General features: G+C 67.3%; 5 protein-coding genes. 2 read left to right on the top strand and 3 right to left on the bottom strand.

What is annotated here, in order from left to right; genetic code table 11:
• Positions 1-76: 76 nt before the first annotated feature.
• On the top strand, positions 77-1,387 hold the full coding sequence (locus BLV25_RS00130) for a phosphoribosylamine--glycine ligase (RefSeq protein WP_092730145.1): 1,311 nt from the start codon (positions 77-79) through the stop codon (positions 1,385-1,387).
• Positions 1,388-1,442: 55 nt separating this feature from the next.
• Here BLV25_RS00130 and BLV25_RS00135 read toward each other — a convergent pair whose 3' ends face one another.
• The 3 genes from BLV25_RS00135 to BLV25_RS00140 all read right to left on the bottom strand — a co-directional run bounded on the left by BLV25_RS00135 (position 1,443) and on the right by BLV25_RS00140 (position 3,838).
• Positions 1,443-2,810 carry an ATP-binding protein gene (locus BLV25_RS00135; RefSeq protein WP_092730147.1) on the bottom strand — a complete coding sequence of 456 codons (1,368 nt, stop codon included), beginning with the start codon at positions 2,808-2,810 and terminating at the stop codon, positions 1,443-1,445.
• Between the two features lie 228 nt (positions 2,811-3,038).
• Entirely contained in the window at positions 3,039-3,194 is a 156-nt protein-coding gene (locus BLV25_RS17155; protein WP_021072671.1) for a hypothetical protein, read from the bottom strand.
• A gap of 92 nt (positions 3,195-3,286) precedes the next feature.
• On the bottom strand, positions 3,287-3,838 hold the full coding sequence (locus BLV25_RS00140) for a hypothetical protein (RefSeq protein ID WP_092730149.1): 552 nt from the start codon (positions 3,836-3,838) through the stop codon (positions 3,287-3,289).
• A 156-nt stretch (positions 3,839-3,994) separates the two neighbouring features.
• Here BLV25_RS00140 and BLV25_RS00145 point away from each other — a divergent pair, with 156 nt between their 5' ends.
• Positions 3,995-6,772: an AAA domain-containing protein gene (locus BLV25_RS00145; RefSeq protein WP_092730151.1), complete on the top strand. Its 2,778-nt coding sequence runs from the start codon at positions 3,995-3,997 to the stop codon at positions 6,770-6,772.
• The last annotated feature ends 101 nt before the right edge of the window (positions 6,773-6,873 follow it).

Below are 6,873 nucleotides of genomic sequence, written 5' to 3' on the forward strand. Positions count from 1 at the left end.
CCGTGATTTCGCCGTGGCGCCGTCGGTGCGGATCGGTCGGGGGAGACTTCAAGTCGCTGCCGGCCATCGTTCGGCTATGGCATCCAAACGGTTCCTGTTCGTCTCCGCGGACGCGGCGCTCATCACGGACCTGGCCTGGCAGGTCCACCGCGAGGGGCACGACGTGAAGTACTACATCGAGGCCGAGGGCGACCGGGAGATCGGGGACGGCTTCGTTCCCAAAACGGACGACTGGCGCGGGGACGTCGAGTGGGCCGACGTCATCGTTTTCGACGACATCTGGGTCGGCTCGGACGTCGGCACCGGCGCGCTCGCCGAGGAACTCCGTGCGGAGGGGAAGGCGGTCGTCGGCGGCACGCCGAACACCGATCGGCTCGAGGAGGACCGCGGTTACGCGATGGAGATCCTCGAGGACCACGGCGTGAACACCGTCGAACATCACGTCTTCCACGACTTCGACGCCGGCATTCAGCACGTGCAGGAACACCCCGCCCCGTACGTGATCAAGCCGCTCGGCGAGGTCCAGAACGTTAAGCGACTCCTGTACGTCGGCAACGAGGACGACGGGAGCGACGTGGTCGACGTCCTGCGGGCGTATAAAAAGGCGTGGGGCCATCGGATGAAGGGCTTCCAGCTCCAGCGGAAGGTCGAGGGCGTCGAGGTCGCCATCTGCGGGTTCTTCAACGGCGAGGAGTTCATCGACCAGGTCAACTTCAACTTCGAGCACAAGAAGCTGTTCCCCGGCAACATCGGCCCCTCGACCGGCGAGATGGGCACGTCGATGTTCTGGGCCGGTCAGAACAAGCTTTTCAAAGAAACCTTCGGCAAGCTCGAGGGCTGGCTCGCCGACGAGGGCTACGTCGGGAGCATCGACATCAACTGCATCGTCAACGAGACCGGGATCTATCCGCTGGAGTTCACGCCCCGGTTCGGCTACCCCACGATCGCCCTGCAGGAGGAATCCATCGAGTCCTCGACGGGCGAGTTCTTTTATGACCTCGCCCACGGCAACGACCCCGAGTTGGACGTTCACAGCGGCTACCAGATCGCCGTTCGGATCGTCCTCCCGCCGTTCCCGTTCGACGACGAGAAGACGTACGACGAGAACTCCCGGAACGCGGCCGTGGTCTTCGAGACGGAGAGTCAGGAGGGGGTGCACATCGAGGACGCGAAGAAGGTCGACGGCCAGTGGCGCGTCGCCGGCGACAACGGGATGCCCATCGTGGTGACCGGCAAAGGGGACACGATGGCGGCCGCACGCGAGCAGGCGTACGGCCGCATCGACGACATCGTGATGCCCAACATGTACTACCGGGACGACATCGGCGAGCGGTGGACGGACGGGGAGGGCGACCGGCTGCAGGCGTGGGGGTATCTGGGCCCTTGACGTCCTCCCGGCGCGAAAGCGTAATCGCGGTTTAGGAATGGACGGGACGGTCGTCTCACGTGATGATGTCGGATAACTCGAGGAGGAGCACGTCGTCGCGCGAACCCGCAACGCGTTCGAGATCGTCGGAGTACCCGGAGCGGCTACACAACACGTACAGCGGCTCCCCGTCTGCTGGTCCCTTTGACCACCGTACGTTCGAGGTCGTTCGTTCGAGATCGGTGAGGACGCCTTCGCTCACGGGTTGGGAGGTGAACTTGCACTCGCCGGCGACGAGTCCCTCGTCGGTGAGGCCGAGGACGTCCAGTTCGTGTTCTTTGAACCACCACTGGCCGATGTCACGGAACCGTCGGTCGAGGAGGTCCGGGAGCGCTTGCTGACAGAGCCGTTCGAACAGCGGACTCACGTAATCCGCCAGCTCGGGCGCAACGAGCTCGTCGTACGCGTCGTCGCCGAGCATCCGAAGTTGGTCCTGATTCCCGTACACGAACCGGAACCAGAAACGGAACAGCGGCGCGGCGATCCGATACCGCCCACGCTTCGAGGCCCTCGGCGATTCGGTCACGGGAATATGGCGTTCGACGAGGCGGAGGCGGCGAAGCTTCTGGAGGTACGTGCTGAGCGAGTCCGAGTCCATACCGGCCATACCCGCGATCTCGTTCGGGGTGCGACGCCCGTGAGCGAGCGCGCGGAGAATACTGAAGTACGTGTTTGGCTGTCGGAGTTCGGTCCGGAGCAGGAACTCGGGCTCGGAGTAGAGGAGTCCGCGTTCCGACAGGATCGCCTGCTGGACGTTCGTTCCTAACTGCTGCTCGGAGTCGATCGTCTGGAGGTAGTACGGCGTGCCGCCATAGATCGACCACGCGGCGATGGCTGTCTCGGGGTCGTATGCCGGGAAGAACTGGCGTGCATCGGCGACGGAGAGGGGCTCGAGGTCGATCGTCGCCGTCCGCCGACCGTACAGCGGCGCGCTTCCGGAGAGAACCTTGTCCTCCATAACGCTGATCGAGGAGCCGACGAGCACGAGCGTCATCCCCGTCTCCTGTAACTCCATATCCCAGACGCGCTGAATGCGGGAGGGAAGCGACTCGTCCTCCTCGATGAGGAACGGAAACTCGTCGATGATGACGATCGCGTCCTCCTCACCGAGTGCTTCGAGGAGGACTTCCCAGTCCCGACGGACGTTCCGCAGTGACGGAAACTGCACGGTGACGGCATCGACGAACCGCTCGAGTTGGTTTTGCGCCGTTGATTCGACCGCTTGGTAGTAGACGGCGTCCTCCCGATCGGCGATGGACTGGCGGACGAGCTCGCTTTTCCCGAGACGACGGCGACCATAGATGACGAGGAGGTCCGCCGTCTCGGACTCGTAGCAGTCCGTGAGTTGATCGAGTTCGAGGTCTCGATCAACGAATCGTTCCATACCACGTGTCCGATCCCGAGCGTAATGGAACTGTCGATTTCGGAAATCACGATTTCGGAAATCACGATTTCTACTTCTGCAGAAATGGGTATATAAAGGGAGTTTTTGGCAGATGCTACACGCTGGACTGACCAGCTGATTCAAAAGAAACGTCTCCAGGCGCACGCGGTCTGTCACCCAGGCGCACGCGGTCTCGGACGCCACGGTGACCGCCGGCGTTCTCGCCGGTTACTCGGCAGACTCGTCGCCGAGTCCCAGCGTCGATCGGATCCGGTCGCCGAAGAGGTTGATCCCGATGCCGGCGAGGAACGCCAGCAGCGTCGGAACGGCGATCAACCACAGGTCGGGGTGTTCGCTTCCGGTATGTAAGGCGACGTCGAGCATACCCGCCGTTTCTCGCCGGCGGTTAAAACGTTCCTGAAAATCGAGCGCGGAGCCGGTTGTGACGGCGAGCGGTCGACGCCCTCGGGACCGCGTCAGTGGAAGCCGCGACCGACCGCGTCGTCCTCGATGAGGTCCTCGAGCTCCGCGGACAGCAGGCGTTCGGCCTCCTCGAACTCGTCGGTCAGTTCGTCGAGCTCGTCGGGGCGGCCGTCGAACTCGTAGTCCATCGGGCCGAACGCGGGGGCGTCCATCGCCTCCATCACGTCCTCGAAGAGGTGGTCCGGCTCGGTGGGCGCCTCGGCGTGGACCTTCAGCGTCTCCTCGAGGCGGGTCGCCATCTCCTTGGCGTGGTCCTCGTCCTCGGGCGGCGTCCGGACCGCGAACCGACCGGCGGCGTCCTCGGCCGGCAACAGGGGGTCGAGCCCGTCGTCGACCCGGCGCGCGACGCGGGTGCCGACGCCCCGGAGCTCACGGGGATTCTTCGCGTACGTCTTGAGCTGGTAGACGCCGACGCTCGGGTGGCCGATGAACAGGTCTTCGCCGACGCCGTTCCGGCGATTGCCGGCGACGGCGCGCCAGCCGTCCGGATCGGTCGACTCCTCGGTCACCTCCTGAAGGATGTCCTGCCAGTCTCGAACGCGCATAGCGGCGGTTGCCGCCGCCGACGCATTAGCGTATCGGTGGCGCGCGCGATTCGCCAGTGGCGTACGCGGTTCGCGAGCGGCGGGAACGGCTCGCGAAACTCGACGCCACCCCCAGTGACCGACAGCGTTTTTCGCGCCCGTCACCCACACGCGTCCGTGAACCTTCGGGGGCCGATCGTCGACGTGGGCGGGGTTCGGTCGGCGTCGACGCAGTACGGCGAGCGGGACTGCTGTTCGATCGAGATCCGCCCCGAGGACGGCGCAGCGGATCCGGTTTCGATCACGCTGTGGGGCGACTGGACCCACACGGCCGACCACGCCGCGATCGGGATGGAGCTGCTCGTGACCGACGCCGAGGCGGGCGAATACCGCGGGGAGACGACCTACTCGACGACCGGCGATTCGGCCGTCGTGCTCGAGCCCGACTTCCTCGTCGACGTGACGGGCATCCGGTCGTGGGTCCAGTGTCCCCGGATGTACTATTTGAATAAGCTGTCCGGGATCCCGTTGAACTACCCGGTGGTCAAGGGGACGATCGTCCACGAGGTGTTCGGCGACCTGCTCCGCGGGGTCGACCTCGAGGCGTCGGTCGCCGACCGCGTCGCCGAGGCCGGACTCGAGCTCGGGATCCTGGGGTACGACGCCGCGGAGGTGGCCGACGAGGTCCGGCGCAACGCCGCCGCGATCGACGGCTGGCTGGCGCAGGGAACCCTGACCGACGGGGACGACTGGCGCTCGGAGTACACGCTGATCTCGCCGACCTACGGGCTGAAGGGGCGCGCCGACGCGCTCCGGCGGGGAATGCCGGTCGAGCTGAAGACCGGCAAGAACACGAACCGCGAACCCCGGTTTCAGGACAAGATCCAGGCCGCCTGTTACGGGCTGATGCTCGCGGAACACGACCAGCAACCCGACACCGGCACGCTGTTGTACACGAAGAACACCGCCTTAGACCGGAACGAGGCCACCGGTGACCTCTCGCCGGCAAAGGAGTTCTCGATCGGCGACGGGCTGCTCGACTTCGTGATCCGCACCCGAAACGAGCTCGCGGCGATGGAGTGGCACGTCCTCAACGAACCCGGCGACCAACCAGACGGCCAGTCCGGCGACCAACCAGACGGCCAGTCCGGCGACCAGCCCGGCATCCCGACCGGCCACGAGGCGGACGCGACCTGTCAGTACTGTTTCGAGCAGGACACCTGTATGGTCGTCTCGGGCCGGCTGAACCAGGAGTCGAAGGCCGGACAGATCGGCGCCCCGCTGCCGGCCGAGGAGCGCGAGTACGTCGACCGGTTCTACCGCGCGATCGAGGCGGAACGGCGGGAGACGCATGCGGAGTACCGGAAGCTCTGGGAGCAGTCGCCCGCCGAGCGGGCCGACGACGACCGGGCGCTGATCGACCTCGACCCCGTCTCCGAGACCGAGCTCGAGGGGGGCCGCTGGCGACTCGAGGCTCGCAAACCCGGTAACGCGGTCTCAAAGCTCCGGGAGGGCGACGTCGCCCTCGCCTCCGACGGGGATCCGATCGCCGGGGATGCCGAACTCGGGCGGATCCGGTCGCTCGGGGACACCGTGGTCGTCGAAACCGACGAACCGGTTCCGCTCCGGCGGCTCGACGTCTATCCCTCGGAGATCTCCGTCGACCGGATGCTCACCGCGGTCCACGACGCGATCCTGAAGGGCGACGAGCGGCGCAAGGACGTGCTGTTCGACCGGCGCGAGCCGACGTTCTCGGGCCCCGAGCGGGAGTGGATCGCCAACAACGACGCGCAAAACGACGCCGTGAACCTGGCGACGACCGCGGAGGACCTCGCGCTGATCCACGGCCCGCCCGGCACCGGGAAGACCTACACCATCGCCCGGGCGATCGAGGCGCTCGTCGCCGACGGCGACCGGGTGCTGCTCGCGGCGTTCACGAACCGCGCGGTCGACAACGCGCTGGCGGCGCTCCGGGACGGGACGGGAGCCGAGGGTGGGGACGGGAGTCCGGACGGCGACGCCAGCGATCTCGCGGTTCCCGACGAGGACGTCGTCCGCGTCGGCACCGAGACCGGGGTTCGCGGTGATATGCAGGACGTTCGGATCCGACAGCGGGGGGACCCGACTGACCGCGCGCGCGAGCTGGAGTCGGCCGGGGTCGTGGCCGCCACGACCGCCGCCTGCGGATCACGCGTGCTCCGCGAGCAGTCATTCGACGTGGCGCTGGTCGACGAGGCCTCCCAGCTCACCGAGCCGAGCACCCTCGCGGCGATCTCGCTGGCCGACCGGTTCGTCCTCGTCGGCGACCACGAACAGCTGCCGCCGGTGGTCCGGGCCGAGAACGACCTCCAACGGTCGCTGTTCGAGCGGCTCGTGGAGACGTACCCCGAGGCGAGCGTGATGCTCGACCGCCAGTACCGGATGAGCCAGCGGATCCAGGCGTTCGCCTCACGGGAGTTCTACGGCGGGGCGCTCCGCCCCGCGACCGGCGACGTCGCCGCCCGGTCGGTGGCCGATCTCGTGGACGACGTCGCCGACCTCCCGCCGGAGCTCCGGCGGGACGTCACCCTGATCGACCCCGACGGAACCCGGGACGGCAACCGGAACGTTCGCGAGGCCGAGCGCGTCGCGGCGATCGTCGACGCCTACGTCGCGGCGGGGGTCGACCCCGACGACATCGGCGTCATCGCGCCGTTCCGCGCCCAGGTGGCGGAGATCGGGCGCCGGACCGACGTGACCGTCGACACCGTCGACCGGTTCCAGGGCTCCAGCAAGCCGGTGATCGTGGTCTCGTTCGTCGCGACCGGCGAGCTCGACGGGCCGATCTTCGAGGACCACCGCCGCACCAACGTCGCGCTCACGCGGGCGAAGCAGGCCCTCGTGCTCGTCGGGGACCGGGCGGCGCTCCGCTCGGACCCCTTTTATACGCGGATGGTCGAGTGGGCGGATCGGTGAGGCCGGCCTCCGATGGCTGGCGGCGTCCCCGCACCGGCAGCCTCGCATCGGCCGGCGGCGGCCCCGCACCGGCCGGCGGCAGCCTCGCATCGGCCGGCGGC

This window comes from Halopenitus persicus (assembly GCF_900107205.1).
Classification (GTDB): domain Archaea; phylum Halobacteriota; class Halobacteria; order Halobacteriales; family Haloferacaceae; genus Halopenitus; species Halopenitus persicus.